Here is a 459-nt window from a genome sequence, read left to right on the forward strand (position 1 = left end):
TCTTCCTGTCCCTGGGCCTGATGTTCGCCCTGGGCGCCCTGATGCCGCTGGGCTGGGCCGCCCTGATCGTCGCCGTGGTCTGGGGCATCATCGCCGCGGTCCTGGCCTCGATCGGCCGCAAGGAACTCAAACAGGTCAAAGGCCTGCCCCAGACCGGGGAAACCCTGTCCGAAATACCCCCAACCCTAAAACCAGGTGAGGTAAACCGATGAGCGATAACCCGGACGCAATCCGTTCAGACATAGAAGCCACCCGCGCACGCCTGGGCACCAACGTTGACGCCGTGGCCGATAAGGTCACCCCGTCCAACATCGTGAACCGCCAAACCGACAAGGTAAAAGACGCCGTGAGCGGGGTCAAGGAGAAAATCATGGGCGCAGCAGACCACACCACCACCCGTGTCCAGGACACCATGCACACCGGCGCCGGGCACACCGGCAACGCCCTGCACTCCACCGG

General features: G+C 63.8%; 2 protein-coding genes. Both read left to right on the forward strand.

What is annotated here, in order from left to right:
- Positions 1–212 (forward strand): phage holin family protein (locus AC6CHP_RS20735; protein ID WP_231457989.1); only part of this gene is annotated, 212 nt, incomplete at its 5' end.
- Positions 209–459, forward strand: a 251-nt coding sequence (locus tag AC6CHP_RS20740) for a DUF3618 domain-containing protein (protein ID WP_498232055.1), incomplete at its 3' end; no start/stop codon positions are given. The genes AC6CHP_RS20735 and AC6CHP_RS20740, both read left to right, overlap by 4 nt.

Source organism: Pseudarthrobacter sp. GQ63, from assembly GCF_059758765.1.